Origin of the sequence: Streptosporangium sp. LJ11 (genome assembly GCF_051918945.1) — a bacterium.
In the GTDB taxonomy this organism is placed as follows: Bacteria; Actinomycetota; Actinomycetes; order Streptosporangiales; family Streptosporangiaceae; genus Streptosporangium.
The window spans coordinates 446025-472725 of sequence record NZ_JBPXMB010000002.1 but is presented as its reverse complement, the minus strand read 5'-3'; the positions used below and the strand labels follow the sequence as shown (position 1 = coordinate 472725).

General features: G+C 71.2%; 25 protein-coding genes and 1 pseudogene. 11 read left to right on the top strand and 15 right to left on the bottom strand.

Annotation, left to right across the window (positions count from 1 at the left end; all coding sequences use genetic code 11):
• Window positions 1-75: 75 nt before the first annotated feature.
• The 3 genes and pseudogenes from ACTOQ3_RS04520 to ACTOQ3_RS04510 all read right to left on the bottom strand — a co-directional run bounded on the left by ACTOQ3_RS04520 (window position 76) and on the right by ACTOQ3_RS04510 (window position 1527).
• A complete protein-coding gene (locus ACTOQ3_RS04520; protein WP_440082118.1) occupies window positions 76-699 on the bottom strand; it encodes a DUF6461 domain-containing protein in 624 nt (207 codons plus the stop codon).
• Between the two features lie 42 nt (window positions 700-741).
• Window positions 742-906: pseudogene (locus ACTOQ3_RS04515) on the bottom strand (IS5/IS1182 family transposase); the annotation flags it as partial.
• A gap of 366 nt (window positions 907-1272) precedes the next feature.
• Window positions 1273-1527: a Smr/MutS family protein gene (locus ACTOQ3_RS04510; protein WP_329093428.1), complete on the bottom strand. Its 255-nt coding sequence runs from the start codon at window positions 1525-1527 to the stop codon at window positions 1273-1275.
• Between the two features lie 446 nt (window positions 1528-1973).
• Here ACTOQ3_RS04510 and ACTOQ3_RS04505 point away from each other — a divergent pair, with 446 nt between their 5' ends.
• Entirely contained in the window at window positions 1974-5282 is a 3309-nt protein-coding gene (locus tag ACTOQ3_RS04505; protein ID WP_440082117.1) for a S8 family serine peptidase, read from the top strand.
• Window positions 5283-5367: 85 nt separating this feature from the next.
• Here ACTOQ3_RS04505 and ACTOQ3_RS04500 read toward each other — a convergent pair whose 3' ends face one another.
• Entirely contained in the window at window positions 5368-5796 is a 429-nt protein-coding gene (locus ACTOQ3_RS04500) for a CBS domain-containing protein (protein ID WP_440082116.1), read from the bottom strand.
• Window positions 5797-5890: 94 nt separating this feature from the next.
• Complete coding sequence (locus ACTOQ3_RS04495) at window positions 5891-7048, bottom strand: PucR family transcriptional regulator (RefSeq protein ID WP_440082115.1); 1158 nt, start codon at window positions 7046-7048, stop codon at window positions 5891-5893.
• Window positions 7049-7273: 225 nt separating this feature from the next.
• On the opposite strand from ACTOQ3_RS04495, the gene ACTOQ3_RS04490 reads away from it, so the two are divergent.
• The 9 genes from ACTOQ3_RS04490 (at window position 7274) to ACTOQ3_RS04450 (ending at window position 16829) form a co-directional block, all read left to right on the top strand.
• Window positions 7274-8107 carry an ABC transporter ATP-binding protein gene (locus tag ACTOQ3_RS04490; RefSeq protein ID WP_440082114.1) on the top strand — a complete coding sequence of 278 codons (834 nt, stop codon included), beginning with the start codon at window positions 7274-7276 and terminating at the stop codon, window positions 8105-8107.
• The gene (locus ACTOQ3_RS04485; RefSeq protein ID WP_440082113.1) at window positions 8104-8943 is read left to right on the top strand and encodes an ABC transporter ATP-binding protein; all 840 of its coding nucleotides are present in this window, start codon (window positions 8104-8106) and stop codon (window positions 8941-8943) included. The genes ACTOQ3_RS04490 and ACTOQ3_RS04485 overlap by 4 nt, the downstream gene beginning before the upstream one ends.
• On the top strand, window positions 8940-9830 hold the full coding sequence (locus ACTOQ3_RS04480) for a branched-chain amino acid ABC transporter permease (protein WP_440082112.1): 891 nt from the start codon (window positions 8940-8942) through the stop codon (window positions 9828-9830). The genes ACTOQ3_RS04485 and ACTOQ3_RS04480 overlap by 4 nt, the downstream gene beginning before the upstream one ends.
• On the top strand, window positions 9823-10983 hold the full coding sequence (locus tag ACTOQ3_RS04475) for a branched-chain amino acid ABC transporter permease (protein ID WP_440082111.1): 1161 nt from the start codon (window positions 9823-9825) through the stop codon (window positions 10981-10983). Before ACTOQ3_RS04480 ends, ACTOQ3_RS04475 begins: the two co-directional genes overlap by 8 nt.
• 4 nt (window positions 10984-10987) lie before the next feature.
• Entirely contained in the window at window positions 10988-12268 is a 1281-nt protein-coding gene (locus ACTOQ3_RS04470) for an ABC transporter substrate-binding protein (protein WP_440082110.1), read from the top strand.
• Window positions 12269-12370: 102 nt separating this feature from the next.
• On the top strand, window positions 12371-13795 hold the full coding sequence (locus ACTOQ3_RS04465; RefSeq protein WP_440082109.1) for an aminopeptidase P family protein: 1425 nt from the start codon (window positions 12371-12373) through the stop codon (window positions 13793-13795).
• 196 nt (window positions 13796-13991) lie between these two features.
• Entirely contained in the window at window positions 13992-14456 is a 465-nt protein-coding gene (locus ACTOQ3_RS04460) for a MarR family winged helix-turn-helix transcriptional regulator (RefSeq protein WP_362676068.1), read from the top strand.
• Between the two features lie 139 nt (window positions 14457-14595).
• A complete protein-coding gene (locus ACTOQ3_RS04455; RefSeq protein ID WP_440082108.1) occupies window positions 14596-15276 on the top strand; it encodes an LppX_LprAFG lipoprotein in 681 nt (226 codons plus the stop codon).
• 2 nt (window positions 15277-15278) lie between these two features.
• Complete coding sequence (locus ACTOQ3_RS04450; RefSeq protein WP_440082107.1) at window positions 15279-16829, top strand: MFS transporter; 1551 nt, start codon at window positions 15279-15281, stop codon at window positions 16827-16829.
• Window positions 16830-16900: 71 nt separating this feature from the next.
• On the opposite strand, the gene der is transcribed toward ACTOQ3_RS04450, so the two are convergent.
• The 5 genes from der to ACTOQ3_RS04425 all read right to left on the bottom strand — a co-directional run bounded on the left by der (window position 16901) and on the right by ACTOQ3_RS04425 (window position 21284).
• Window positions 16901-18328: a ribosome biogenesis GTPase Der gene (gene der / locus ACTOQ3_RS04445; RefSeq protein WP_440082106.1), complete on the bottom strand. Its 1428-nt coding sequence runs from the start codon at window positions 18326-18328 to the stop codon at window positions 16901-16903.
• Window positions 18325-18981, bottom strand: coding sequence for a (d)CMP kinase (gene cmk / locus ACTOQ3_RS04440; RefSeq protein WP_440082105.1), 657 nt, complete (start codon window positions 18979-18981; stop codon window positions 18325-18327). The genes der and cmk overlap by 4 nt, the downstream gene beginning before the upstream one ends.
• A gap of 92 nt (window positions 18982-19073) precedes the next feature.
• Window positions 19074-20183 carry a prephenate dehydrogenase gene (locus ACTOQ3_RS04435; protein WP_440082104.1) on the bottom strand — a complete coding sequence of 370 codons (1110 nt, stop codon included), beginning with the start codon at window positions 20181-20183 and terminating at the stop codon, window positions 19074-19076.
• Window positions 20184-20190: 7 nt separating this feature from the next.
• Window positions 20191-20550, bottom strand: coding sequence for a chorismate mutase (gene aroH, locus ACTOQ3_RS04430; RefSeq protein ID WP_362676088.1), 360 nt, complete (start codon window positions 20548-20550; stop codon window positions 20191-20193).
• Window positions 20551-20627: 77 nt separating this feature from the next.
• Window positions 20628-21284 carry a pseudouridine synthase gene (locus ACTOQ3_RS04425; RefSeq protein WP_440082103.1) on the bottom strand — a complete coding sequence of 219 codons (657 nt, stop codon included), beginning with the start codon at window positions 21282-21284 and terminating at the stop codon, window positions 20628-20630.
• Here ACTOQ3_RS04425 and ACTOQ3_RS04420 point away from each other — a divergent pair.
• Window positions 21198-22004 (top strand): hypothetical protein, encoded by an 807-nt coding sequence (locus ACTOQ3_RS04420; RefSeq protein WP_440082190.1) that lies wholly within the window; start codon window positions 21198-21200, stop codon window positions 22002-22004. The two genes, ACTOQ3_RS04425 and ACTOQ3_RS04420, sit on opposite strands and share 87 nt — an antisense overlap.
• 602 nt (window positions 22005-22606) lie before the next feature.
• Here ACTOQ3_RS04420 and scpB read toward each other — a convergent pair.
• The 5 genes from scpB to ACTOQ3_RS04395 form a co-directional block, all read right to left on the bottom strand.
• Window positions 22607-23218: an SMC-Scp complex subunit ScpB gene (gene scpB / locus ACTOQ3_RS04415; protein WP_440082102.1), complete on the bottom strand. Its 612-nt coding sequence runs from the start codon at window positions 23216-23218 to the stop codon at window positions 22607-22609.
• Complete coding sequence (locus ACTOQ3_RS04410) at window positions 23211-24044, bottom strand: segregation and condensation protein A (RefSeq protein ID WP_440064898.1); 834 nt, start codon at window positions 24042-24044, stop codon at window positions 23211-23213. Before ACTOQ3_RS04410 ends, scpB begins: the two co-directional genes overlap by 8 nt.
• A 30-nt stretch (window positions 24045-24074) precedes the next feature.
• Window positions 24075-25022, bottom strand: a complete 948-nt coding sequence (locus ACTOQ3_RS04405) for a ParA family protein (protein WP_329093373.1) — start codon at window positions 25020-25022, stop codon at window positions 24075-24077.
• A 99-nt stretch (window positions 25023-25121) separates the two neighbouring features.
• Complete coding sequence (locus ACTOQ3_RS04400) at window positions 25122-26048, bottom strand: tyrosine recombinase (protein ID WP_440082186.1); 927 nt, start codon at window positions 26046-26048, stop codon at window positions 25122-25124.
• Window positions 26049-26060: 12 nt separating this feature from the next.
• Window positions 26061-26663, bottom strand: coding sequence for an NUDIX domain-containing protein (locus ACTOQ3_RS04395; RefSeq protein ID WP_440082185.1), 603 nt, complete (start codon window positions 26661-26663; stop codon window positions 26061-26063).
• Window positions 26664-26701: the final 38 nt, after the last annotated feature.

The following is a 26701-nucleotide window of genomic DNA, read 5'->3' as shown; positions in this document are numbered from 1 at the left end:
ACCTGCAGGAGCGTGCGGCGAAGTGATCCACCGTCCGCCTGCCGACCCGCGGGGTCTGCAGACGATGGATCCTGCTCACCTCGATCCGGGAACGACTCCGCACAGATAGGTGGACTCCTCCAGCAGTTGCGGCGTCATCGTGATCCCGGTGAGGCGCTCGGCCAGGAGGAACGCCGGCCCTTTGTGGGGGGCGGCGATCGAGTAGACGGGGGAGTCGATCCGCTCCAGGATCTCCGCGAGTTCGTCCGGCGTCTCCTCCGAGTAGCTTTCGTGGGGCCTGGCCATGAACTGGATCCTCCCGTCTTCGATCCGGTGGGAATAGCCTTCGTCGTGCGCGAACTCGAACCGGATCTTCCCGTCGTCGATCCAGTAGAAGTGGTCCATGTCATCGACGTCGAGGTAGAAGTGGGAGACGAGACGGGTGCCCGCCGACAGCGGCATGATGATCTCTTCGGTGACGCCGAGCCCGCTGCAGGCCTCGACGAAGAGCACCCAGTCTCCAACGGCGACGGCACCGAAGGTTTGCCACCGGATCAGCCCATCGAGCGTCACGCGAGAGCAGTCTTCGACCCGGACGCCGAGCCGGGTCACCACTTCCTCAAGCGTCAGGCCGCGGACGTAGGTGAAGCAGTAGGCGTCCGCCAGGCCGGGGAAGCGCTCGGGGGAGAACCAGGAGTAGTCGTCAGGAGTCGCGATCATCCCGTCATGCTCGCAGCGCCCACCGACACAATAAGAGCCATTTCATCCTGGGTAGCGGCCTTCTTCCACGAGCTGCAGCACAAGGATCGCCTGCACGAACGCGGTCGCTCGATGCGGGCAACAGCGCAGCCTGGTCAGCACCTTCCAGCCCTTCAAGGTCGCGACGGCACGCTCACCGATGGCCCGGATACGGGCGTGGGCGCGATTTGGGCTTGATCCGGTTTGACGGACATCCGAGATCAGGGGTTCGTCAAAGCGGAGCAAGCTCACAAGGCCCTCAGTCAGTACCTCGGCCACAGCGATCCAGGGTTCACCCTGCGGGTCTATACACACCTGATGCCGAGCAGTCAGGGACGGACCCGAAGAGCCGTCGACAGGGTTTATGAGGTCACTGGGTCTTGGTCTGACGGCCCGCAGACGGCCCAGGACCGGTGAGGGCCTCTCGGGCCGACAGTTCATCACCGCTGGCCCTTACGTCTTCCGCGTTGAAGAGATCGGCGTTGACCTGGGCTTACAGCAGCGGTTTGTCTCGGACTCGACGATCCCGCGGTGGTCGCCGCCGCGCTCTCCGGCCTACTTGTAGCGGAAGTAGACGAAGAGGCGGCCGTGGTTCTTGGCGTCCTTGTCGATGCGGTGGTAGAGGGCCTTGATCTCCTTCTGCTCCAGGAAGCGCAGGACCTTCTTCTTCAGCTGGCCCGAGCCCTTGCCGGGGATGATCTCGACCTCGGTGGCCTTCTTCCTGATGGCCTCGTCGATGATGCCCCGCAGCGCCTTGTCGATCTCCCCGCCCTTGTTGTAGAGGGGGTGTAGATCAAGCTTGAGCTTCAACCGAGCCTCCCGCGTGTCAGGTGGGGCCAGTTTACGCGGGGCGGCACGCCACGCCTTCGCGGCGGGCACGCCTCCCCGTGATCACGCCCCGCCATCATGTCCGCCCGCGATCGCGAATCGCGCGGGCGCGAGACGTCAGGAGTCGCGGACCTCGGGGACACCGAAACATCGGCCTAGTCTGCAATCAAATTTGACCAATTCCCAGGATTATTGTGTCAATTCAATGATCTAGGCAGACAAATGCTGTCTAGTTAGGCTCCCTGTCATGATCGGCCGCCTTTACCGGGTGGCCGATCGCGCGTCACCCACCGGGGAGGGTCACGGCCTCTCCGGCATGCCCTGCCCCGGGCCCGCGGGTGGCCTCCCTCCCTGTGGCGTGGCGGTTCACGCGTGCCTACAGGGAGGTCTCGTTGGCCAGGAAGCCCTACTCACCGAGGATCAGACGCGTGGCGGTACTCGCCGCCGGCGTCGGGCTCGTCGCGGCGATGGCGCCGCCGGCGAGCGCGGATCCCACCCCCACCCCCACGCCGTCCGCCAAATGGACGGCGACTCCCCTGACCGGGGGTGAGCCGGTCCAGGGCGCGAAGTCCCCCACCGGCAAACTCGCCCGGAGTGACGAGGGGCTGCTGAAGTCGACCTCGGGCGCCACGGTCAACGTGATGGTCAAACTCGACTACGACTCTTTCGCCGCCTATCAGGGCGGTCTCGAAGGACTTCCCGCGACGAGCCCGGCGAAGACCGGAAAGGCTCTTGACATCAAGAGCGGCGACGCGCAGAAATACCAGCGGCACATCGAGGACGTCGAGAACACCTTCCTCGCCGAGCTGGCCAGGAACGTGCCAGGCGCCAAGGCGGGCCAGAAGCTGCGGACCGTCTACGGCGGCATCGCGCTGCGCGTCCCCGCGAACAAGGCGGCCGCGCTGCTGAAGCTGCCCGGTGTCGCCGCCGTCCAGGAGGACAAGCCCGAGCAGCTGCTGACCGACTCCAGCCCCGCGTTCATCGGAGCGCCCGCGATCTACAGCAAGCTGGGCGGCAGTTCCTCGTCGGGCAAGGGCGTCATCGTCGGCATCCTGGACTCCGGCGCCTGGCCCGAGCACCCCCAGTTCGCCGACCCCGGCACGCTGCCCGCCGTACCGGCGACCAAGGACGGCACGCCGCGCGTCTGCGACTTCGGCGACAACCCGCTGACCCCGGCGGCCGACCCGTTCGTCTGCAACCGGAAGGTCATCGGCGGCGCCCCGTTCCTGGAGACCTACAACGCGAACGTCCCCGGCGAGACCTTCCCGGACAGCGCCCGCGACTCCAACGGCCACGGCACCCACACCGCGACGACCTCGGCGGGCGGCCCGGTGGCCGACGCGAACCCGCTCGGCATCAACCGGGGACCGATCCACGGCATCGCCCCGGCGGCGCACGTGTCGGTCTACAAGGTCTGCGGCGTCACGGGCTGCTATCCCTCCGACTCCGCCCAGGCGGTCGGCCGGGCCATCCTCGACGGCGTCCGCGTGATCAACTTCTCGATCTCCGGCGGCACCTCCCCCTACAGCGACCCGGTGGAACTCGCCTTCCTCGACGCGTACTCGGCGGGCGTGCTCGTCTCGGCCTCGGCGGGCAACGCCGGTCCCGGCGCGGCGACCGTCAACCACGTCAGCCCGTGGGTGACCACGGTGGCGGCCTCCACGCAGACCAGGACCTTCCAGTCGACGGTCACGCTGTCCGGTTCCGGCGGCGCGACGGCCACGGTGAAGGGCGCCTCCATCACCCCGGGCATCGCCTCCCCGCTGCCGGTGGTGCGGGCCTCGGCCCCGCCGTACTCCAACCCGCTCTGCACCGCGCCCGCACCCCCGGGCCTGTTCACCGGGAAGATCGTCGTCTGTGAGCGCGGTCCCGACCGGGTCCTGAAGGGCTTCAACGTCCGGCAGGGCGGCGCGGCCGGGATGATCCTGTACAACGCCACCCCGCTCGACGTGATGACGGACAACCACTGGATCCCCTCCGTCCACATCGACAAGCCCGAGGGGGACGCCCTGCTGGCGTTCCTGTCGGCCAACCCCGGCGCGACGGCCTCGTTCACCCAGGGCACCAAGGCCACCTGGCAGGGCGACGCGATCACCACGTTCTCCTCGCGCGGCCCCGGCGGCGACTTCCTCAAGCCGGACGTCACCGCCCCCGGCCTGCACATCCTGGCCGGTCAAACCCCGCTGCTCGAGGGTCCGGCCGGCGGCCCGCAGGGCAACCTCTACCAGGCCATCTCGGGCACCTCGATGTCGTCGCCGCACGTCGCGGGCTCCGCGGCCCTGCTGTTCGCGCTGCACCCGGACTGGACGCCGGGCCAGGTGAAGTCCGCGCTGGAGACGACGGCCAAGACCTCGGTCACCAAGCAGGACCGCGTCACCCCGGCCGACCCGTTCGACACCGGCGGCGGGCGCATCGACCTGACCAAGGCCGGTGACCCCGGCCTGACCCTGAACGAGACGGGCGAGAACTTCACCGCCTCGGCCGACGACCCGCTGAACCGCATCGACCTGAACCTGCCGTCGGTGAACGCCCCGATCATGCCGGGCCTCATCACCGCCAAGCGGACGTTCACCAACGTCACGAACAAGACGCTCACCTTCACCGCCACGGGCACGACCGTGAGCGGCGCGAACATCACGGTGCTGCCGCCGCTGTTCAGCGTGAAGGCGGGCAAGAGCGTCAAGCTCAGCGTGGTCATCACCGCGCCGGACCTGCCGGAGGGCCAGTACTTCGGCCAGGTGAACCTCAAGCAGGTCGGCGGCTCGCGCAACCTGCACCTGCCGGTCGCGTTCGTCCGCAAGGAGGGCGCCATCCCGGTGGACCAGACCTGCGCACCGGCCACCATCCCGCGCGACACCGGCGAGTCCACCTGCACGGTCACCGTGCAGAACGACACCCTGGAGAACGCCGAGGTCACGGCGGTCAGCACGCTCGACGGCAGGCTGCGCCTGAACTCGGTGACCGGCGCCACCAAGGTCGGTTCGCAGATCGCGACGACGAAGGCCACCCTCGCGGCCAGGCAGCCGGACAGGCCGGGCATCGCCCCTGGCACAGGTCCGGCCCCGTACCTGCCGCTCGACGCCTTCGGCATCGCGCCGACGCCGATCGGCGACGAGCAGGCGATCAACTTCACCGTGCCCCCGTTCCAGTACGCGGGCAACACCTACACCAGGCTCGGCATCGTCTCCAACGGCTACACGATCGCCGGGGGAAGCTCGGGCTCGGCCGACGTCTCGTTCCAGCCACAGACCCTGCCCGACCCCACGCGCCCGAACAACGTGCTCGCCCCCTACTGGACGGACCTGGACGGCACCGGCGCGCCGGGCGTCTACGCCGGCACGCTGACCGACGGCGTGAGCGACTGGCTCGTCATCGAGTGGCGGGTCAACCTCTACGGAACGAGCGACCTCAAGGTCTTCCAGCAGTGGATCGGCCTGAACGGGACCGAGGACATCACCTACACCTATGACCCGGCCAACCTGCCCGGCGATCCCCCGGCGGGCTACGGCCTCACCGTGGGCGCCGAGAACGCCGACGGCACCGCGGGCGGCCAGATCAGCGGCCCGCCGGCCGAGGACCTCCGGGTGTCCAGCACGCCCGGCGCCCCGGGAGGCAGCCTGAGCTACACGATGAAGATCAAGGGCGTCAGCCCCGGCGTCGGGACGGTGACCACGGGCACGTCGACACCGCAGGTCAAGGGCCTGACGATAGAGGTGGACAGGATAACCGTGCAGTAAGGGGAAACGTGACGGGCCCGGCGCGACGCGCCGGGCCCGTCCTGGCTCGTGAGCCCGGACCCGTCCGGGCTCACGAGCTCAGGGCTCAGCGGTGGAGATAGTCGACCAGGTAGGCCTTCTCGGTCTCCAGCGCCTCGATGGAACTCTTGACCACGTCGCCGATGCTCACGATCCCGGCCAGCCGACCGGCGCTCACGACCGGCACGTGCCGGATGCGGTGCGTGGTCATGGTCTGGCGGAGGTCGTCGACATCGGCGTCCGGCGGGCAGGTGCGGACCTCGGTCGTCATGATCGACGACACCGGCTCGTCCAGCACGCCGGCGCCGCGGTCGTGCAGCCGCCGCACGACGTCGCGCTCGGAGACGATGCCCGCGATGGACGAGCCGTCCTCGGACACCACCACGGCACCGATGTTCTTCTCGGCCAGCACGGCCAGCAGCGCGGCGACCGTCGCGTCCGGGCGGACGGTCGCCACCTCCGCTCCCTTGCCTTGCAGAATCGTACCGATCAGCATTGACACCACCTCGGTTCAGCCTGGCGCGGGTATCCCTTTCCTTTGCCCCTTTGTGCCACACGCTAAGCGCTGAAATGGGCAAAGCGTGTGATTATCAGGTGACGGGCAGCAGCCGTACCGCGTCGAGGGCCAGGGTGAGCTCCACGATGTCGAGCGGGCGCGCGAGCGACCGGCCGGTGAGCTGCTCGATGCGGCGGATGCGGTTGAAGACCGTGTTGCGGTGGCAGTACAGCTGCCCCGCGGCGCGCATGGCCGAGCCCTCGCACCGCAGCCACGCCTCCAGGGTGCCGAGGAGCACCTCCCGGTCGGCCTGGTCGAGGGCGAGGATGGGCCGCAGCACAGCGCCGCTGAGGTGACCGGCGAGCTCGGGCTGGCTGACCACCAGCGCGGCGGGCAGCCTGTCCTCCAGCCTGGCGATCTCCGGGCCCTCGCCCACGCAGGTCCGCAGGGCCAGCTCGGCGAGCCGCCTGGCGCGGCCCAGTTCCGCCAGCCCCTCGACGACCGGGCTGATCCCCGCGCATCCGGTGACGTGCGGGCGGAGCTCCTCGGCCAGGTCGTCCATGTTCGCGTCGTGCAGCAGCACGACCGACACCTCGTAGTCGGGGCGCATCCGCCACAGCAGGCGCATCACGCCCAGGGCGGTCGGCCTGGGGGCGTCGTCCCCGTGGTCGTGGCGGCCGGGCAGCCGGGTGATGACGACGGCGTACCGGCCCAGTTCGGGCAGGTCGAGCCCGGCGGCGGCACTGCGGACGAGGGCGGCGTCGACCCGGTCCTCCAGGAGCGCGTCGAGCAGGGCCTGGACCCTCTCGGCTGTGCGGCCGAACATCTCGGCCTCCCGTCTTCGGTAGGCCTCGGCGGCGGCGATCGCCTGCCTGTCGATGGCGTGCCACACCTTCGTGGCACTGCGGAGCAGGACCGGCAGGCTGTCTGATTCCTCTTCGGCGACCACGTCGATGAGGCCGTCCCACATCACCTGCGCGGAGAGCCGGTAGCTGCGCAGCAGGGAGTCCATGGGCAGTCCCTGCTCGGCCCTGCGCCGGGCGGTCTTCTCCGCCTGAGGCAGGTCGCACCGTTCGGAGCGGGGCAGCAGGATGGCGCCGATGCCGTCCCGCATCGCCGCGTAGACGCTCTGCCAGTGGTCGTCGGTGGGGACCATCCGCCGGTACGCCTCGTCGGTGTCGCGGATCTTCGCGACGAGTTCGTCGGTGAGCTCGGGAAGCCTCAGCAGCAGCCTGCGGGCGGCCAGGCGCATGATCCTGCGTACTTCTTCGTCCGTAACCGGGCGGGTCCCCATCTGGGGATCGTGACAGCAAGGCACCTAGCCGAACAAGGTTCTGTTCTGTTTCGTGATGCGGGGTTGTGCGCGCGCACAACCGGCACCCGTCCCGCATGGGCGCCCGCCCCGACTTCACCCTGCCCTCTGGACGCCGGTGAAGCGCCTCGGTTGGGTGCGTTCATCGGCTGTCAGGAGGCACACATGGACGTGCACGACCCTCGCCCGCCCGGAGATTCCGGGCTGGTCGTCAGGGATCTGGCGGTGAGTTACGGCCCGGTCCTGGCCCTGCGGGGTGTCTCGCTGGACGTCCCGCGCGGTTCGGTCGTCGCGGTGCTCGGCGGTAACGGCGCGGGGAAGTCGACCCTGCTGCGCGCCGTGTCGGGCACTCTCAGGTTCCACCGGGGTGGTATCACCGCGGGCGAGGTCGGGTTCGGCGGTACGCGGCTGTCCGGTGCCGCCACCTCGGCCGTGGTGGCGAGAGGCGTCGTCCAGGTGCCCGAGGGGCGCAGGGTCTTCGCGCGGATGACGGTGGAGGAGAACCTGCGGGCCGGCGCCCTCGGCGCGCCCGACCGGCGGTCGGCGGCCGAGGCGAGGGAGAGTGTGCTCGCGCTCTTCCCCGTGCTCGCCGAGCGCGCCGGGCAGCGCGCGGGCCTGCTGTCCGGCGGCGAGCAGCAGATGCTCGCCATCGGCCGCGCGCTGATGGCCAGGCCGAGGATGCTGCTGCTGGACGAGCCCACCCTCGGTCTCGCTCCGATGATGGCCGCCAGGATCGCCGACACCATCCGCGAGATCAACACCGCGGGCACCACGGTGCTCCTGGTGGAGCAGAACGCCGCGATGGCCCTGTCCCTGGCCTCGCACGCCTACGTGCTGGAGGTCGGCGAGGTGGTGCTGTCGGGACCGGCCGCCGAGCTCGCCGCGAGCGACGAGGTGCGCCGCCGCTACCTGGGCATCGAGGACCCGGTTCCGGCCGTCCCGGGATCCGCGGGGAAGGCGGCGGCCGCCCGCCCGGCACTGGCGAGGTGGTCCGCGTGAGTGACACATACCAACCGGACGGTACGGATACTTCCATTCCCCGGCTCGACGTGCGTGACGTGACCGTGCGCTTCGCCGGGCTCACCGCGCTGGACGCCGTCGGCTTCAGCGTCGAGCCCGGCAGCGTCCACGCGGTGATCGGGCCCAACGGAGCGGGCAAGTCGACCTGCTTCAACGTCCTGTCGGGCGTCTACCGGGCCACCTCGGGCAGCGTGCGGTTCGGCGACGCGGAACTGACCTCCCTGGCCCCGCACCGCATCGCCGCCCTGGGGGTGGCGCGCACCTTCCAGAACATCGCCCTGTCGCCGCGCCTGTCGGTGCGGGACAACCTGATGCTCGGCCGCCACCGGCTGACCCGCGCCGGGTTCGTCTCGGCCGGGCTGCGGCTGCCGTCGGCCCGGCGCGAGGCGGCCGCGCACGGCGAGCGGGTGACCGAGATCGCCGCGTTCGTCGGGCTCTCCGAACGGCTGGCCACGCCTGTCGGGCTGCTGCCGTACGGCGTGCAGAAGCGCGTGGAGCTGGCGCGGGCCCTGTGCATGGAGCCCCGGCTGCTGCTGCTGGACGAGCCGGTCGCCGGCATGAACGGCGGTGAGCGCCGCGACATGGCCGAGCTGATCGTCGCGGTGCGGGAGAGCCTCGGCATCTCGATCCTGCTGGTCGAGCACGACATGGGGATCGTCATGCGGCTCGCCGACGCGGTGACGGTCCTGGACTTCGGCAGGCGCATCGCGGACGGGTCCCCCCGCGAGGTGCAGAACGACCCCGAGGTGGTCCGCGCCTACCTGGGCGCGGCGGCGGAGAGCACACCGGCCAAGGACGAGGAGGTCGCTTCGTGATCACTTTTCTCGAGCTCCTGGTGAACGGGATCTCCGTCGGGGCCGTGTACGCGCTGATCGCCCTGGGCTTCGTCATCATCTTCAAGGCGACCGAGGTGGTGAACTTCGCGCACGCCTCGCTGCTGCTGGTCGGCGGCTTCATCGTGGCCAAGACGCACCCGTCGGTCGGCTTCTGGACCGCCCTGCTGCTGGGCGTCGCCGGGGCGGCCGTCGTGGGCGCCCTGATCGAGTTCCTGATCATCCGCAGGGCGAACGTCACCTCGCACAGCGTGCTGGCGATCGTGACGATCGGCGTCGACATCGTGCTGACGACCGAGCTGACCAGGCAGATCGGCACCGACGTGCTCGCCCTGGGCGATCCGTGGCACGACCGGGTGCTGCATCTGGGAGCCGTCAGCGTCGCCCAGACCCGGGTGGTCGCGTTCGCCGTCGCGGCGGCCCTGATCGCCGCGTTCCTGCTGGCGTTCAAGTACACGAACTGGGGCATCGCCATGCGCGCCACCGCGGAGGACGCGGAGACCGCCGCGCTGATGGGCGTGCGGCGCGGGCGGGTCTCGATGGGGGCCTGGGCGGTCGCCGGGGCGCTCGCCGCCGTGGCCGCGCTCTTCCTGTGCGTCTTCCCCACCCCGGGGCTGGACCGCAGCACCACGTTCGCGGCGATGAAGGCGTTCCCGGCGGCGATCCTCGGCGGCCTCGACTCCACCACGGGGGCGCTGGCCGGAGGGCTGATCATCGGCATCACCGAGGCCATGATGAGCGGCTACCAGAACGACCTGGCCTTCCTCGGCCGGGGCATCGGCGACGTCGCCCCGTTCCTCGTGATGATCGTTGTCCTGCTCATCCGCCCCGCGGGGCTGTTCGGGACGAGGGAGCTGGCACGTGTCTAAGAAGGTCATCCTCTCCTGCGTCGCGCTGGTCGCGGTGGCGGTCGCCGTACCGTTCTACCTGGAGGGCTTCTGGCTGCAGGCCGGGCTCTTCGCGATGTCGGCGGCGATCGGGGCGATCGGCATCAACCTGCTGACCGGCGCCACCGGCCAGCTGTCCATGGGCCACGCGTTCTTCCTCGCGGTCGGCGCGTACGCCTACGTCTACTTCGGCTCCGAACCGGAGGGCGGCGCGCACGCCCTCGGCGGCCTGGGCCTGCCCACGCCCGTCGCGGCGCTGCTCGCGGTGCTCACGGCGGGTGTCGCGGGCGGGGTGTTCAGCCCCATCGCGGGTCGCCTGAAAGGCGCCTACCTCGGTATCGCCACCCTCGCGCTGATCTTCGTCGGCCAGCACGTGCTGTTCAACGCCGAACCCGTGACGGGCGGGTACAACGGGCGGACGGTGCCGCCGATGGAGCTGTTCGGGTTCGCGTTCGCCGACACCCCCGAGCTGGTGGTGGCGCAGGTGCCGTTCGGGTCGCTGGAGCGGCTCTGGTTCCTGGGGCTGGTCCTGCTGACCGGCGCGGCGCTGTTCGCCCGCGGGGTGCTGCGCGGCCGTCCCGGGCGGGCCATGAACACCATCCGCGACCACGAGATCGCGGCCGGGGTGATGGGCGTGCCGGTGGCCCGCTACCGCGCCGGGGTGTTCGTGCTGTCGTCGATGTACGGCGGCCTGGCCGGGGTCCTGATCGCGCTGGTCTTCCAGCGCACCGTGCCCGACTACTTCGGCCTGCTGCTCTCCCTCGACTACCTCGCGATGATCATCATCGGCGGGCTCGGCTCCGTCGCCGGCGCGGTGATCGGCGCGATCTTCATCTCGATGCTCCCCCAGCTGCTCAGCCGCTACAGCGACGCCCTGCCGCTGGTGGCCGAGCCGGGCTCGGGCGGGGTGTCGCCCGCCGAGGCGGCCCGCATCCTGTACGGCGCCGCCGTCGTCGTCATCGTCCTCTTCCTGCCCGGCGGGCTGCTCGGCCTCGCCGGGCGCCTGCGCCTGGCCGTCGACCGGAGGTCCACCCCCGCCTCCGATCCCCCGGCCGCCACCACTCCCGCGACTCCCGCGACGACGAAGACCCCGCTGTCCCCCTCTCCCTCTCCCTCCCCCGACCCAAGGAACTGATGACATGGGAATCCCAAGAACCCCGGTCCGACGCATCGCGGCACTCGCCGCCCTGGCCCTGGCCGTCACCGCGTGCGCCAGCGAGAAGGCCACCGGGGGCAGCGGAGGCGCCGCCCCCTCCGCCGTCGGGGGGGACGGCGTGAAGACGGGCCCCGGCGTCACCGCCGACAAGATCACGATCGGCCTGATGACCGACCTCACCGGCCCCTACGCGTCGTTCGGCAAGAGCCTGACCCAGGCGCAGCAGCTGTACTTCGAGCAGACGAACGCGGCCGGAGGCGTGTGCGGGCGGCAGCTGGAGGCGCTGGTGCGCGACCACGGCTACGACGCGCAGAAGGCGGTCGCGGCCTACACCGAGATCGCCCCGAAGGTGGTGGCGATCGCCCACTTCGTCGGCTCGCCCATGGTCAACGCGCTCAAGCAGCGCATCGAGACCGACCAGGTGCTCACCATCCCGCAGGCCTGGGCGACCGGGCTGCTCGGCAGCAAGTCCATCCAGGTCACCGGGACGACCTACGACATCGACATGATCAACGGGGTGGACTTCCTGACGAAGGAGAAGGGCATCAAGTCCGGGGACAAGATCGGTCACCTGTACTTCGAGGGCGACTACGGCGAGAGCGCGCTGAACGGCTCCAAGTACGCGTCGGAGAAGCTCGGCCTCACGCTCGTGGAGCAGAAGATCAAGGCCACCGACCAGGACATGAGCGCCCAGGTGGCCGCGTTCAAGGCGGAGGGCGTCAAGGCCGTCCTGGTCTCCGTCGGCCCCAAGCAGACCGCCTCGCTCGTCGGCGTCTCGCTCGCCAAGGGCATGGACGTGCCGTTCGTCGGCAGCAACTCGGCCTACTCCCCGCAGCTGCTGCCCACCCCGGCCGGGCCCGCGCTGCTGAAGGACTTCTACTACATGACCGCGGGCACGCCGATCAGCTCCGACATGCCCGCCATGAAGAAGCTGGCCGCCGACTACGCGGCGAAGTACCCGGACACGGCCATCGACAGCGGCGTCCCCTCGGGCTACTCGGCGGCGGCGATCGTCGTCGACGCGCTCAAGAAGGCCTGCGAGGGCAAGGACCTGACCCGGGCCGCGGTGGTCACCGCGCACCGCGGCCAGTCGTCCTGGGGTGCGGAGTTCGGCACGGTCATGGACTTCACCACGTTCGACAAGCCCGCCTCGCTGCTGTCGTACGTGGCCAAGCCGGACAAGGCCGCCCTCGGCGGCGCGGTCGTCTTCAAGGAGGCCGCGACCTCCGACCTGGCCAAGGAGTACCAGGTCCCGGTGGGCTGACCCGTGATCCGCGGTGCGGCTCCGTACCTGCCGGGGGTGCGGGCCGCACCGCTCCGGGACTAACGTGGGGGCATCCAGAAGACATCCGCGCCCGGGGACACGATGACCCAGAAGCTCAACACCGGCAGCCACGACCTGCCGGTCTCCGACGCCCTCGCCGCGTTCATGAACACCGGCTGGGCCGACACGCACCGCGACGACCTCGCGCCGCTCCCGCAGGCCGCCTACACCGCCAAGCGGCGCGCCGCGCTCGCCGCCCGCTTTCCCGGCGAGCGGCTGGTGATCCCGTCCGGCACGCTCAAGGCCCGCAGCAACGACAGCGACTACCGGTTCCGGGCGCACAGCGCGTTCGCCTACCTCACCGGTGACCAGGAGCCCGATGACGTGCTCGTCGTCGAGCCCTCCGGGGAGGCCACGCTGTTCCTGCGCCCCCGCTCGCCGAGATCGGCGCCGGGCCAGGCCGGGCAGGAGTTCTACCGCGACCGCCGCTACGGCGAGTTCTGGGTGGGCCGCCGCCCCGACCTGGCCGAGGCGGAGGCCATCCACCAGATCGCCTGCGCGCCGATCGACAGGCTGGACGACGCGCTCGCCGGGCCCGCGCGGGTGCTGCGCGGGGTGGACGCGTCCGTGGACGGGCGGGTCTCGCCCGGCGGCGGCGACGAGGAACTGGAGACGTTCCTCTCCGAGATGCGGCTGATCAAGGACGAGTGGGAGATCGCCGAGCTGCAGTTCTCGGTCGACGCGACCACGCGCGGGTTCGAGGACGTGGCGCGGGCCCTGCCCGCCGCCCTGGGGCACCGGCGCGGCGAGCGTTACCTGGAGGGGGTCTTCGGCCTCCGTGCCCGCCTGGAGGGCAACGCGGTCGGCTACGACAGCATCGTGGCCTCCGGCGCCAACGCGTGCGTGCTGCACTGGATCCGCAACGACGGGCGGCTGGACGGGAACGAGCTGTTGCTCCTCGACGCTGGTGTGGAGACCGACCACCTCTACACCGCCGACATCACCAGGACCCTGCCGGTGTCCGGGCGCTTCAGCCCGGTCCAGCGCCAGGTCTACGAGCTGGTGTACGAGGCCCAGGAGGCGGCGATCGCCACCCTGCGCCCCGGTGCGCGCTTCCGCGACTTCCACCGCGCGGCGATGCGCGTCATCGCGGAGGGACTGCACGACTGGGGCGTGCTGAAGATCGGCGCGGACGAGGCGATGGAGCCCGAGAGCGGCCTGTACCGCCGCTACACGCTGTGCAGCAGCGGCCACATGCTCGGCATGGACGTGCACGACTGCGCCAGGGCCCGCTCGGAGGTCTACCTGGACGGCGTGCTGGAGGAGGGGCAGGTGCTGACCGTCGAGCCCGGCCTCTACCTGCAGCCGGACGACCTGACGCTGCCGCCGGAACTGCGCGGCATCGGGGTGCGCATCGAGGACGACCTCGTCGTCACCGCCGACGGCGCCCGTCTCATGTCGGCCGGGCTGCCCCGCCACCCCGACGAGGTGGAGAGGTGGATGGAGAGCTCAGGCCTCGCGGGATGAGCGTCCGGGGGTGGGGAGACACGCGGGTTCCGTCACGTTGCCACATCGCCTACCACGAGCTATCGGCACCTTCTGAGGTAAGTTCTGATCTATGACCCTGAAGCAAGCCCCGCCCGGCGGGCGGGGTGGTCGGCCGGGGGACGGATCCGCCGGAGTCGCGACCACACACGCGGCGAACGAGAGTGGTGAGCGACCGGTGAGCGAGCAGGAGCCCCGCTGGCTGTCCTCGATCGAGCAACGGGCATGGCGCGCCCACCTCGCCGTGCACAAGCTCCTCGACCACCGCCTCGACCGTGAGCTCCAGCCCTTCGGGCTCTCGGTCAACGACTACGAGATCCTGGTGAACCTGTCGGAGACCCCCGGTCACCGCATGCGGATGAGCGACCTGGCGGACGCCACGATCCAGTCCCGCAGCCGCCTGTCCCACCAGATCTCCCGGATGGAGGCCGCCGGCCTGGTCGCCAGGGAGACCTGCGCCGACGACCGGCGCGGCACCTTCGCCGTCCTCACCGAACACGGCTGGGCCACCATCCAGAAGGTCGCGCCGCACCACGTGGCCGGCGTGCGACGGCATTTCATCGACCTGCTCACCGACGACCAGCTGATCGAGCTGGAAGCGGCGTACGCACCGGTGGTGGACCACCTCAAAGGCATCCGCTGACCCGAGACCGGGCGGCGAAACCGGCGAAGGCGTCCGCCGGCGCGAAACCGGGCGGTGAAACCCGCGAAGGCGTCCGCTGACGCGAAACCGATACCGGTCGTTACTCCTTAGTAGACCGGAGTGTCGTTACGATCCGCCCATGTCTGCTCGCCGGATCCTCATCACCGCGGTGATCGCCGCGTCCTTCCTGGTCACCGCGTGCAGCGGCGGTGGTGCCTCCGACGGCACAACGGCCCTTCCCGACGGGGCCGACCTGCTCAGGAAGTCCGCGGACGTGACGCGCGCCGTGAAGTCAGCCGCCTTCTCGATGGAGACGGAGGGCACGCCCCCCGTACCGGTCAAGAAGGCCTCCGGCCGTCTCAGCGGGACCGGCGACGCGGACGGCACCCTCCAGATCGACGTGATGGGCAGTCTCCAGGAGATCAATTTCGTACTGATCGGAGAGACCGTCCACTTCAAGGGCGTGACCGGCGGCTTCCAGCGGATGTCGCGGAGCCAGCTGGCGGCGATCTACGACCCCTCCGCCATCCTCAACCCGGACAAGGGCGTCGTACAGCTGCTGGCCAACGCGCTGGACGCGAAGACCCAGGCGGCGGAGAAGCTGGACGGCGTCGACGCCTACCGGGTCTCGGCGACGCTCTCCCAGCAGGTGCTCGCCACGATGGTGCCCGGTCTCACGCAGAGCGTCGACGCCGTGCTCTGGATCGACAAGGCCACCAGCCGGCTGCTGAAGGCGGAGCTGCCACTGACCGGCGGCAAGGTGATCGTGGCCTTCAGTGACTACGACGTGCCGGTCCAGGTCACCGCTCCGGCGGAGTGACGGTGACCCGCGCCGCCCCGGAGGGCGCCCTCACGGCCCGGCGGCGGACCGCCCTCGGCGTCGGCGGCACGGCGGTGCTGCTGGCGGCCCTGGACGCGTACGTCGTGGTCACCGTCCTCGTCGACATCGCCAGAGACGTCGACGTCCCCCTGAACCACCTGGAGCGGGCCACCCCGATCGTCACCGGTTTCCTGCTCGGCTACATCGCGGCCATGCCGCTGCTCGGCCAGCTCTCCGACCGCTACGGCAGGCGCCCGCTCATCCACCTGTGCCTGGCGGGCTTCGCCGTGGGCTCGGTCGTCACCGCGCTGGGCGACACGGTGCCCTGGCTGGTCGCGGGACGGGCCGTGCAGGGCGTCGCGGGCGGCGCGCTGCTGCCCATCACCATGGCCCTGATCGGGGACCTGTGGGACGAGGACGAGCGCCCGGTGGCGCTCGGTGCGGTGGGGTCGGCCCAGGAGCTCGGCAGCGTGCTGGGCCCCCTGTACGGCGCGGCCCTCGCCACCCTGGTCCCGGCCACCCTCCAGATCGGCGGCGTGCAGCTCGGCGGCTGGCGGTCGATCTTCTGGCTGAACGTCCCGCTGGTGGCCCTGGCGGCGGTCGCCGTGCAGCGGTCGGTGCCGCCGCCCGCCCGCGACCGGGCCCGCGGGGCGACCAAGCGCGTCGACGTGGTCGGCGGGCTGCTGCTCGCGCTCGCGCTCGGCCTGCTCGTGGCCGGTCTCTACAACCCCGATCCCAGCGGGTCGGTTCTTCCCCCGTGGGGCATGCCCGTGATCGTCGCCGGGGTCGTGTCCGGCGCCGCGTTCGTCGCGTGGGAGTGGCGCTCCAGGACCAGGCTGATCGACATGACGGGGGTGTCGCGCGGCCCGTTCCTCGCCACGCTCGGGGTGAGCTTCCTGACCGGCGCCGCGCTGCTGGTGACCCTGGTCGACGTGCAGCTGTCGGCGCAGACGCTGCTGGGCCTGGACAGCCTGGACGGCGCCCTGGTGCTGTCGCGCTTCCTCGTCGCGCTCTCCGTGGCCGCGCTGGCAGGCGGCCTCATGGCCCGCCGCTACGGCGAGCGCGCGGTGACGGTGATCGGGCTCGCGGTGGCCGCCGCCGGATACGTCCGCATCGGCCAGTGGCCCCTGGACCTGGCCTCGGCCGGATACCGCATGGACGCCGACCTGATCGTCGCCGGCCTGGGGCTCGGCCTGGTGATCGCCCCGGTCTCCTCGGCGGTGCTGCGGGCCGTACCCGCCGCCCAGCACGGGGTGGCCTCGGCGGCGGTGGTCGTGGCCCGGATGATGGGCATGCTGCTCGGCGTCGCCGGGCTGTCGGCGTGGGGCTTCCACCGCTTCCAGTCGCTCACCGCCGACCTGGACACGCCGCTGCCCTTCGGCGTGGACCCCGTCGTGTACGCCGGGCGGCTCGCCGAGTACCAGAGCAGGGTGAAGGAGGCGCTGCACACCGAGTACAGCGAGATCTTCCTGATCACCTCCGCCCTGTGCGGGGTGGGCGTGCTGGTCGCGCTGCTGCTGCCACGCGGGTCCGGGCGGGTGGACGGGGCCTGACCCGGCGCGGGCCGGAACCCGGGACGGTCCCGCCCCGGACAGGAGCCCTGTCCGGGGCGGGACCCCCGCCTCTACTTCTTCTTCTGCCCCTGGCGCTTCTCGCGGATCTTCATGGTGACCTCGATGGGCGACCCGGCGAAGCCGAACTCCTCGCGGATCCGGCGCTCGATGAAGCGGCGGTAGGTCTCCTCCAGGAAGCCCGAGGTGAACAGCACGAACTTCGGCGGCTCCGTCGACGCCTGCGTGGCGAAGAGGATCTTGGGCTGCTTGCCGCTGCGGACCGGCGGCGGGGTGGCCGCGACCAGGTCGGTCAGGAAGGCGTTGAGCCGGGCGGTGGGCACCCGGGTGGACCAGGAGTCGAGCGCCTTCTCGATCGCGGGGACGAGCCGGTCGACGTGCCAGCCGTTCTTCGCGGAGATGTTGACCCGCAACGCCCACGGCACGCGGACGAGCTGACGGTCGATCTCCTTCTCCAGGTAGTAACGGCGGTCCTCGTCGAGCAGGTCCCACTTGTTGAACGCCACGACCATGCACCGGCCGGACTCGATCACCAGGGAGATGATCCGCAGGTCCTGCTCGGTCAGCACGTCGCTGGCGTCGATGAGCACCACCGCGATCTCCGAGCGCTCCAGGGCTCCCCGGGTGCGCATGCTCGCGTAGAAGTCGGCGCCCTTGAGCTCGCGGTCACGCCGCCTGATCCCGGCGGTGTCGACGAAGCGCCAGGTCTTGCCACCGAGCTCGACCAGCTCGTCCACCGGGTCGCGGGTGGTGCCCGCCATCGGGTCGACGAGCACGCGCTCGGAGCCCGCCAGCTTGTTCAGCAGCGAGGACTTGCCCACGTTGGGCTTGCCGACCAGGGCGACCCTGCGCGGGCCGCGCTCGGGGCCGAAACGCTGCTCGGGCGTCTCCGGCAGCTTGTCGAGGATCACGTCCAGCAGGTCGCCGCTGGAGCGTCCGTGCAGGGCCGAGACCGGCTGCGGCTCGCCCAGGCCGAGGGCCCACAGCCCGGCGGCCTCCAGCTCCATCTGCTGGTTGTCGACCTTGTTGGCGGCGAGGATGACCGGCTTGCCGGACCCGCGCAGCACGTGGCCGACGATCTCGTCCGCGTCGGTCACGCCCACGACGGCGTCGACCACGAACAGGATCACGTCGGCCAGCTCGGCCGCGACCTGGGCCTGCTCGGCGATCTTCAGCGCCATGCCGGTCGCGTCGGGGTCCCAGCCTCCGGTGTCGACCACCGTGAACCGGCGTCCCCGCCAGGTGGCGTCGTACGTGACCCGGTCGCGGGTCACCCCCGGCACGTCCTCCACGACCGCCTCCCGGCGGCCGATGATCCGGTTGACCAGGGTGGACTTGCCCACGTTGGGGCGGCCCACCACGGCCACTACCGGCTGCGGGGCCGTGTCGGGCCCCACATCCCGCTGCGAGCTGTCGTCGGTCCCTGAATCGGCGAGCTCCGCGTCGATCCAGCCGTTTTCGTCGTCGTATACCCCGGTCACGCCTTTTCCTTAATCACACGCAGTATTTCGGCGATGACCTCTTCGAGGTTCAGCGCCGTGGTGTCGAGCTCGACGGCGTCGGCCGCCTTCGCCAGCGGGTCTGCCTTCCTGGTCGAGTCGAGGGTGTCGCGGCGGGCCATCGCGGCCCGCTGCGCCGCCACCGTGGTGCCGGTGAGCTCCGCCGTGCGGCGCAGTGCCCTGGCGTCCGCGCTCGCGGTCAGGTAGATCTTGACCGCGGCGCCGGGCGCCACCACCGTGCCGATGTCCCGGCCCTCGACGACGATGCCGCCCGAACCGATGATCTCACGCTGCTCGGCCACCAGGCGGTGGCGTACCTCGGGCACCGCGCTGACCGCCGAGACGGCCGCGGTGACCTCGGCGGTGCGGATCGGCGCGACGGCGTCGACGCCGTCGACCGCCACCACCGCGAGGTCCGGGTCGGTGCCCAGTGTGAGGACCGGGTCGAGCGCCCTGGCGGCGATCGCCTCGGGATCGGCGAGGTCGACGCCCCGCTGGAGCATCCACCAGGTGATCGCCCGGTACATCGCGCCGGTATCGAGGTAACGCAGCCCCAAGGCTCGCGCCACCCCTCGTGACGCGCTCGACTTACCCGATCCCGAAGGACCGTCCATGGCGACGACCAGTCCGGTCACGACGCCTCTCCCTTGCAGCCCGCTTCAGTTGTCCGTACGAGGCTACCGGGAGCCGGGAAGGAACCGCGCATCGAGCGAGAAGGCGGACGGGGTCACGGCAGGTGCCAGCCGTTCTCCCGCAGGGCCTCGGCCAGCGCCGTCACCGCCTCCGGCTGCACCCAGAGCTCGGCGGCGCCCAGCGGCAGGCCGGGGGCGTGCTCGAGCCGGACGTCCTCGATGTTGACGCCCGCCTCCTCGGCCGCCTGGAACAGCCGGGCCAGCTCGCCGGGCCGGTCGCCGACGATGACCTGGACGGCCGCGTAGGTACGCGCGGGACCGCCGTGCTTGCCGGGGATCCGGCCCGTACCCGCGACGCCCCGGTGCAGCAGTTCGGTGACGCGGGCCATGGCGTCGGGATCGCCGGAGCCGGCCGAGGTACGGAGCGAGGCCGCCGCGGCGGCCAGGTCGGCCGCCACCGCCTCCAGCACCTCGGCCACCGGCAGCGCGTTGCCCGACAGGATCCCGGTCCAGAGCCTCGGGTCGCTCGCCGCGATGCGGGTGACGTCGCGTACCCCCGGCCCGGCCAGGCCGAGCGCGGCGGCCGGCGCCTCCGCGAGACGGGCGGCCACCGCGGAGGCGGTCACGTGGGGGGCGTGTGAGACGACCGCCACGGCCCTGTCGTGCTCCTCGGCGCCGATCCTGACCGCCTCGCCGCCGCAGAGCTTGACGAGCCCGTACAGGGCCTCCACGGCGTCGGGCGAGGTGTCCTCGGTCGGGCACAGCGCCCACGGGCGCCCGAGGAACAGGTCGGCCCGCGCCGCGGCGGGCCCGGAGCGCTCGCGTCCGGCGAGCGGGTGCCCGGCGACGTAGGTCGTCAGGTCGCAGCCGAGGCTCGCGGCCTCCCTGAGCGGGAGCGCCTTGACACTGGCCACGTCGGTGTAGAAACGGGCCGCACCGGCCTTCTGGAGGGCGGCGAGCCGCTCCGCGACCGCCTGCGGCGGGACCGCGATGATCGCGACGTCCACCGTCACGCCCTCGGCCCACTCGACGCCGGCGCCCAGCTCCCGCGCCAGCCGCAGGGATCCCGCGTCGCGGTCGGCCAGGTGGACGGCCACGCCCTGCTCGCGCAGGGCCAGCGCGATCGAGGTGCCGATCAGTCCCGTGCCGACGACCAGGACGCTTCCGAGGCCGCTCACGCGCGCTCCCTGGAGGTGGTGCCGCATAAGGGGCTCACTGGGCGATGTCCACGCGAAGGGCGACCGCGCCACGCAGGTAGACGTGCTGGATGTCCTGGCGGGGCCGGTCGACCTCGACGTGGGCCATCAGCCGCACCACGCGGGGTAGCGCGCCGGGAACGTCGATCTCGGAGGCGCAGATCAGCGGAACGTCGTGGAAGCCGAGCTTGCGGGCGGCCAGGGCGGGAAACTCGGCGGTGAGATCGGGCGTGGCCGTGAAGATCACGCTGATCACGTCGTCGGTGGTGAGCCTGTTGCGCCCCATCACCTCCGCGACCAGTTCGGTGACCCCGGACAGGATGTCGTCCCGGTCGTTGGACTCGACCTGGATCGCACCGCGGATCGCCCGCACCATCGTCGTTCCTCCAGTCCCTCCGCGCCGGACCACCCCCGAGGATGATCCGGCGCGTCCTAACACGCGTTCAGGGAAGGCTACAACCCGACTGCGGCGTAGAGTTCCCCGACTTCCGTGAGGGTCAGCGCACGCACGGTGCCCGGCTTGAGGCGGCCGAGCTTGACCGGGCCGAACTCGATGCGGGCCAGGTCGATGACCGGGTGCCCGACCTCCTCCAGCATGCGGCGGACGATGTGCTTGCGGCCCTCGTGCAGCACGATCTCGATCAGCGCCTGCTGGCCGTGCTCCTGGACCAGGGCGAAGGAGTCGGCCTTGGCGAGGCCGTCCTCCAGCTCGACGCCCTTCTTCAGGCGGCGGCCGAGGTCGCGCTCGATCCGGCCCGGAACCTTCGCCCAGTACTTCTTCTGGACGCCGTAGCTCGGGTGGGTGAGCCTGTTGGCCAGCTCGCCGTCGTTGGTGAGCAGGATCAGGCCCTCGGTCTCGGTGTCGAGGCGTCCCACGTGGAACAGCCGCTCGGTGCGGTCGGCCACGAAGTCGGCCAGCGAGGGGCGGCCGTCCGGGTCGGACATGGTGCTGACGACGCCGATCGGCTTGTTGATCGCGAGGTAGACCAGGTCGGGCATGGTCGGCAGGCGCTTGCCGTCGACGTGGATGACCTGCTTGGCGGGGTCGACCCGGGCGCCGAAGCGGCGGACCACCTGGCCGTCGACCGTCACCCGGCCCTCACCGATCATGTCCTCGCAGGCCCGGCGGCTGGCGACGCCCGCCTGGGCGAGGACCTTCTGCAGCCGGATGCCGTCGGGAACCTCGGTGGTGTCGCGCTCGTCGACGTAGTCGCGGTCGTAGAAGTCGGAGTCGCGCTTGGGCTGGCGAGCGGTCTTGAACCGGTCGTTCGCGATCGTGCCCGGCCTGAGCGGCGCCTTCGCCGCGGGAGCCCGGCCGGCGGATCGGTCGCCGGAGCGGTCCGCGGGGGGCCGGCGCTCGCCGTACGCCCCGGCGCTGCCGCCACCGATGGTCTGGACGTCGTCCCGGCGCCCGGTCCTGCCGAAGCGGCCACGGGAGCCACCGGCGGGCGCGTCGCCGCGGCCGCGGTCGGAGCCGGGCCTGCCGCGCGAGCCGTCACGGTCGGCGCGGAAGCCGCCGCGGTCGTCACGGCGCGGGCCGTCGGAGCGGAAACCGCCCTGCGAACCCCCCTGGGAACCGCCCGAGGGCCTGCCACCGCCGTACTGGCCGCGCGAACCGTCCCGCTCCGCCCGGAACCCACCGCGATCATCACGACGCGGACCATCGGCACGGAAGCCATCGCGATCGTCGCGACGCGGGCCGTCCGAACGGAAACCATCGCGGTCGTCGCGACGCGGACCGTCAGAACGGAAACCACCCCGCGAACCACCGAACGACGAACCCCCACGGTCGTCACGGCGCGGGCCGTCGGAACGGTAACCGCCCTGTGAACCCCCCTGGGAACCGCCCGAGGGCCTGCCACCGCCGTACTGGCCGCGCGAACCGTCCCGCTCCGCCCGGAACCCACCGCGATCATCACGACGCGGACCGTCGGAACGGAAACCACCGGACGACGAACCCCCGCGATCGTCGCGACGCGGGCCGTCGGAACGGAAACCACCGGACGACGAACCCCCGCGGTCATCGCGACGCGGGCCGTCGGAGCGGAAACCACCGCGATCGTCACGGCGCGGGCCGTCGGAACGGTAACCGCCCTGCGAACCCCCCTGGGAACCGCCCGAGGGCCTGCCACCGCCGTACTGGCCGCGCGAACCGTCCCGCTCCGCCCGGAACCCACCGCGATCATCACGACGCGGACCGTCGGAACGGAAACCACCGGACGACGAACCCCCGCGATCGTCGCGACGCGGGCCGTCGGAGCGGAAACCGCCCTGGGAGCCACCGCGGGACCCCCCGGAGGAGGACCCGCCCCGGGAGGAGCCGCCGCGGAATCCGCCGGACTGCGAGCCCCCACGGGGATTGCCACCGCGCGGGGCTCCGCCACGGCCTTGACCGCGTCCATCACCGGACGGGGTACTGCGCCTGTTGTTCACTACTTCTGCTCCTCTAGGGATTCCATGTCGTCGGGCAGGAAGGGTGCCAGTTCGGGAAGCTCGTCGAGCTCCCGCAGGCCCATCCGCTCGAGAAAATACGAACTCGTCCGGTAGAGCACGGCTTGGCTCTCCGGTTCGGTGCCGGCCTCTTCGACCAGCCCCCTCGTCATCAGTGTGCGCATGACGCCGTCACTGTTGACACCGCGGATGGCCGCCACCCGGGCCCGGCTCACCGGCTGCCGGTAGGCGACCACGGCCAGGGTCTCCAGAGCGGCCTGGGTCAGGCGCGTCTGCTGGCCGTCGCGGACGAACCGCTCCACGAGTGGCGCGCACTCGGCCCGCGTGTAGAACCGCCAGCCGCCCGCTACCTCTCTCAGGTCGAAACCCCGTCCGGAGGCGGTGTATTCCGCCGAGAGCTCGCGGATCGCCCGCCCGATCTCGTGGACGGGCCGTTCCAGAACCTGGGCGAGCGTCACCTCGGCGACGGGCTCGTCGACCACCAGCAGGATGGCCTCCAGCCCGGCGCGCAGGTCCGGCTCGGCGCGCGGGCCCGGCTCGGCGGACGGGCCGACCTCGGTACGCGAACCGGGCTCGGGTGCCAGGTCAGTCATCGGCGGGCTCTCTCTTCGGGCTGTTCGGGGTCTCGTCGTAGTCGTCGGCCACGGCGACGTCGCCGTCGTCGCTGCCGGTCCAGGTCACGTGCAGCTCTCCGAGAGGCTCCACCTGCTCGAAGGACACGGCCGCCTCCCGGTAGAGCTCCAGGACGGCCAGGAAACGCGCCACGACCTCGAAGGTTCCGGCGCAGTCGGAGGTGAGGGCCCGGAAAGTCGCCCGGCGCATCCGCCGCAGCCGCTCGACAAGGATAACCGCCTGCTCGCGGACATTGGCGAGCGGTTGGTAGATGTGGGCCGTCGAGACCGACGGGGGCACCTTGGGGGCGAAGGCCCGCTGAGCGATCTCCGCGAGGCGGTCGGGGCCGATGCCGAGGATCAGCTCGGGCAGCAGGCTCGCGAACTCGGCCTCCATCGGCACGGTACGGGGGAAGCGCAGCGCCTCCTCGGCCATCCGGCTGGAGAAGACCTTGACGACCTCCTTATAGGCCCGGTACTGCAGGAGGCGGGCGAACAGCAGGTCACGGGCCTCCAGGAGAGCCAGATCCTCCTCGTCGTCGACCTCGCCCGAGGGCAGCAGCCTGGCGGCCTTGAGATCGAGCAGGGTCGCCGCGACGAGCAGGAAGTGGCTCGTCTGGTCCAGGTCCCACTCCGGGCCCCTGGCCCGGATGTAGGAGATGAACTCGTCGGTCACCTGGCTGAGCGAGACCTCGGTGATGTCCAGCTTGTGCTTGGAGATCAGACCGAGCAGGAGGTCGAAGGGACCCTCGAAGACCTCCAGATGCACCTTGAAGGTGTCATCGTCGGTCTTCGGCTGCTCGGTCATCCCGCCATTGTCCCGCACCCGGGGGCGGGATCACCGCTCCAGCGCGGCCCACCTGGCCAGGACTTCCCTGGCGAGCTCGCGGTACGCGCTGGCGCCGAGCGACGACGAGTCGAAGCTGGTGATGGGCTCACCGGCCACGGTGGCGTCGGGGAAGCGAACCGTCCGGTTGATCACCGTGTGGTAGACCTTCTCGTCGAAGGCCTCGACCACCCGGGCCAGCACCTCGCGGCCGTGCAGGGTGCGCGCGTCGTACATGGTGGCGAGCAGGCCCTCGATGACCAGCTCGTCGTTGATGCGCTCCTGGACCTTGATGATGGTGTCCATGAGCAGCGCGACACCGCGCAGCGCGAAGAACTCGCACTCCAGCGGCACCATGACTCCGTGCGCGCAGGCCAGCGCGTTGATCGTGAGCAGTCCCAGGGAGGGCTGGCAGTCGATCAGGCACACGTCGTACTCGGGCAGGAGGGGCTTGATGACCCGGCCGAGCACCTGCTCGCGGGCGACCTCCGTGACGAGCTGGACCTCCGCGGCCGAAAGGTCGATGTTGCTGGGCAGCAGGTCCATGCCCTCGACACCGGTCTCCAGCAGCACGTCCCTGGCGGTGATCTGCCGCTCCATGAGGAGGTTGTAGACCGTCAGGTCGAGCTGGAGGGGATTGATCCCGAGGCCGACCGAGAGGGCGCCCTGCGGGTCGAAGTCGACCAGCAGGACCTTGAGCCCGGCCTCCGCCAGCGCGGCGCCCAGGTTGATGGTGGTCGTCGTCTTGCCGACGCCACCCTTCTGGTTGACCATGGCGACGACCCTCGCCGGCCCGTGCACCGTACGGGGGGGCGGGTCGGGAAAGACCGGCCGGGGACGCCCGGTCGGGCCGAGGACTCCCCCGCTGCGAGGGGTCCCGGCGGTCTTGGTGTCGCCCCAGGGATTCTCGGGGTTTGCCGGGGTCGTTCCCCGGATAGAACCGTCGGTGGTCACAGTCACCAGTCGAACCTCCCTGACGGCCTCTAACCGGACCGTCCGGACGGACACTATGGCGTCAACACGTATGCGGCAAGGCGGCACGCCCGGACATAAGCAAGGTCAATCCCGCGTGCGCGGATGCGCGACGGCATAGACCTCGCGGAGTTTGTCGACCGTGACCTGTGTGTACACCTGGGTGGTGGTCACCGAGGCGTGGCCGAGTAGTTCCTGAACCACCCTAACGTCCACACCCCCGTCAAGGAGGTGGGTTGCGAACGAATGTCGCAACATATGTGGCGACACTCCTTCGAGCCCGCCACGCTCGGCGGCGGCCTGGAGGACCTCCCAGGCGCCCTGGCGGGTGAGCCGCCCGCCCCTGGCGTTGAGGAAGAGCCCCGAGGTGCCCCGGCCGTGTGAGGCGATGCGCGGGCGCGCGCGGGTGAGGTAGGCGCGCAGCGCCTCCCCCGCGAAGCCGCCCAGGGGCACCAGCCGGGTCCGTCCGCCCTTGCCGCGCAGGCGCACCCGCTGGGCCTCGGCCCCCAGGTCGACGTCGTCGACGGTGAGCCCCACGGCCTCGGAGATGCGCGCCCCGGTGCCGTACAGCAGCTCGAGCAGCGCCCGGTTACGCAGCGTGAGCGGGGCTCCGTCGGGCCCCGAGGCGGCGATCAGCCGCTCCACGTCGCGGACGCTGATCGCCTTGGGAAGCCGCCTGAGCTGGCGCGGCGAGCGCACCTCGTGGGCCGGGTCGTGGCGGCAGACGCCCTGGCTCAGCGCGAAGCGGTGCAGGCCGCGCACCGCGGAGACGGCCCGCGCCGCCGAGGCGGCGACGAGGGCCTGGTGTCCCCCGTCGCCCTCCCTGAGCGCCGCCACGAAGGCGGTGACGTCACCCTCGGCGACCTCGCCGAAGGTGACGCGGCCGCGCTGCTTGAGATGCTCCACGTACCGCAGGAGGTCACGGCGGTAGGAGGCCAGGGTGTTGGCGGCCAGGCCCCGCTCCACGGCCAGGTGGGCGAGGTAACTGGACAGGACGGCCTCCGTCTCGCTCAGGGTGTCCTCCTGTCATGCCTCCGGTGCGTCGGCGGGCCGCAGTGAGGCGAATCCGTCCGCCGAAGCGGCGTATGCGGCGAGAATACCGGCCACGGCTTGGGAATTGTGGATCATTCCCGCCATGGCACGCCGAACCGCGTCGGACAGGGGAATCCAGACCGCCGGCATGTCGGCCTCCTCGTGCCGGTGGACGAAGTCCAGCTCCCCCTCCGGGATGGGACTGACGTCCCTGGCGAGGAAGATGCGGGTGCGCTCGTCGCTCATCCCGGGCGAGGTGAAGGCGTCGATCAGGGTGTGCCAGGTGCCCGCCCGGTAGCCCGCCTCCTCGGCGAGCTCGCGGGCCGCCCCGGCCTGCAGGGCCTCGCCCTCGACGTCGCGCAGCCCCGCGGGCAGCTCCCACAGCAGCCGCCGTGCCGGGTGACGGTACTGGCGGATCAGCAGGATCCGCCCCCGCTCGTCGAGGGCGACGACGGCCACGGAGCCCGGGTGGGTCACGTAGTCGCGGTCGACGACCTCGCCGTCCGGCATCACGACCGCGTCGGTGACCCCGGCGATGACGCGGGCGCGGAAGTGCTCGGTGGAGGAGGCGACCTTCCACTCCTCGGGAACGTCCACGACGTCCTGGCCGTCCCGGCCGTCCTGGCCCTCCTGGG